The organism is Methylobacterium sp. B1 (assembly GCF_000333255.1).
Taxonomy (GTDB): domain Bacteria; phylum Pseudomonadota; class Alphaproteobacteria; order Rhizobiales; family Beijerinckiaceae; genus Methylobacterium; species Methylobacterium fujisawaense.
The window spans coordinates 1-2,029 of sequence record NZ_BACT01000504.1; the positions used below are offsets into that span (position 1 = coordinate 1).

At 69.3% G+C, this 2,029-nt stretch carries 3 protein-coding genes; all 3 read left to right on the forward strand.

From position 1 onward, the window contains the following. Positions 1–162: 162 nt before the first annotated feature. The 3 genes from I53_RS14800 (at position 163) to I53_RS14810 (ending at position 1,903) form a co-directional block, all read left to right on the forward strand. Positions 163–375: a hypothetical protein gene (locus I53_RS14800; RefSeq protein ID WP_251982321.1), complete on the forward strand. Its 213-nt coding sequence runs from the start codon at positions 163–165 to the stop codon at positions 373–375. A gap of 60 nt (positions 376–435) precedes the next feature. Beyond that, positions 436–1,185, forward strand: a complete 750-nt coding sequence (locus I53_RS14805; protein WP_085987664.1) for a hypothetical protein — start codon at positions 436–438, stop codon at positions 1,183–1,185. A 439-nt stretch (positions 1,186–1,624) separates the two neighbouring features. Then, on the forward strand, positions 1,625–1,903 hold the full coding sequence (locus I53_RS14810) for a hypothetical protein (RefSeq protein WP_043351966.1): 279 nt from the start codon (positions 1,625–1,627) through the stop codon (positions 1,901–1,903). Positions 1,904–2,029: the final 126 nt, after the last annotated feature.

Below are 2,029 nucleotides of genomic sequence, written 5' to 3' on the forward strand. Positions count from 1 at the left end.
ACCTTCCGCCGTTGCCGGCTATCTTTCCCGACCAGCTGGCGCCGGTGGTCCTGAACGGCACCGCCGGACGGGACCTCGCGATGATGCGCTGCCCTTCCGCGGGCGGCGTCGGCCTTCCTGCACCGGCCGGCGGTGGAGACCCTGGCGGAGGGACCAGGCTGGTTGCCATGGGCATCCGTGGTCGCCGCGCTGGCGGGTGCCGGCTACGGGCTGTTCCGGAGACGCCTGCCGGCGCTGGTGGTCCGACCGGTGAGCGCGACGCAATCGGCGCCGACCCGTGCGCTGGAGGTGCTGCACAGCGGCCTGATCGGCGACTATGTGGCGTGGCTCGGGGTCGGCGTGGCGGTGGTCGCGGGCGTGCTGGCCTTGGCGTGACCATGCGCAACCGGACGCGGACGAACCTGATCGGCCGCGCCCATCAGGGGTAGGTCGTCCGTGTCGAACCAAGCCAGCGGTTCCCGTTTTCGACACGCGCTGCTGCTCGGCCTCAGCCTCGTTCTCGTCGCCGGCGGCGTCGGAATGATCGTCACGGGGGCGGACGGTGGCGTCGCGACGACAGCGTTCTTCGGGGTCTGTGCGGCGGTCTCCGTCTGGCACATGCGGCCCGGGTTGCTGGAATCGGAGACCCGCTCGGCGGAGACCGTGCTCGCGCATTATCCCGGTCCGGTGGTTCTACGGGCCTCGGTGAAGAAGATCCTGTTCCTCGCCGCCCTGTCGGCCGTCTTCGGCGGGGTCATGCTCTGGATGCTGATGCACGAGGCGCCGTCGGTGACGATGCAGGTGCTGCTCTGGCCGGGCGTCGTGCTGTTCCTGGGCGGCCTGCCGGTCCTGATCCTCGTGGCGATCCGGGGTTCGTCGCTGCATCTCGACGGGACGGGCTTAACGATCGTGCAGGCCGGCCGGTCGCGGCGCATGTCCTGGCACGACGTCAGCGGCTTCGCAGCGGTGACCGTGAAGGGCACGATGCAGCGGATGGTCGTGTTCGACGATGCGCGCGTCGGAGGGGGCCGCCTCGTCGCCCTGAACCGCCAGCTCACCGGGCGTGGAGCCGGGCTGCCGGACAGCTACGGTTTGGACCCCGACGCCCTCGCCGCTCTGCTCACGGCTTGGCGCCGTCGGGCGGTTCAGGACGAACTGATCGGACCGTCAGGTGTCTCCGCCGGAGACCGTCCGAGGGCATCGTAGCCAGCGCCGTGATCGACGCGCTTTGCGCCTCACCGGATCCATCATCGGCGGCGTCCGGACGGGCGGCGCGCGCCCGGGGCCGGTATCGCCGCGCCGATCCCGAGCATCGCCGAGATCGAGCAGGCCCTCACGGCAGCGCTCCAGCCGCGGAACGCGATCAACATCGCGCCGAGGCGCAGGGCAACGACCGCTTCGCGCCGCGGATCCGGCTTTTCATGTCCCAGGGCGCGGATCCCGAAAGGGCCGCCCGGTCCGCCGGTGCGGGCTGATTCGTCAGCGATGATGCCGTGTGGCCATCATAGATCGGCGGTGTTCGACGATCCAAATCAAACCCGACCACGGACAACCGTGTAAAGGTGCGCCTATCGCTGGCAGACTGATTCGGGCGTCAGTGGCCGAGAGTAGAGCGTGCTCCCGCCCCTTTACTGTGGAGCGCCCCATGCCGCGGTACTTCTTCGACATCAGCAACCGAAGCTTCCATCGCGACGAGGAAGGCAGCGACTGCGCTAATTTTGAGGCGGCCCGCGCTCTCGCGATGCGAAGCCTGCCCGAGATCGCGCGGTTCGCGATCCCGGGCGACGGGGATAACCAAGCCTTCGTTATCCTGGTCCGCGATGACGCTGGAACCGTGGTCTACACGGCGACGCTCACCTTCGCGGGAGTCCGGCTCAACGACGCCGCGAGCTCGCTCGGCCCTTGGCCTTCCCCGGCGTCCTGATCTGTCCCACGGCGGCATCGAAGTCGGTCTGATCGTCGCCGGCGCCAGCGTCACGCGCGGCTTCAATGCACCGGGCGCGCTGTATCTCGGGTGTCAGCCTCTTGGCCTTGAGCCGCGCTGCGTATC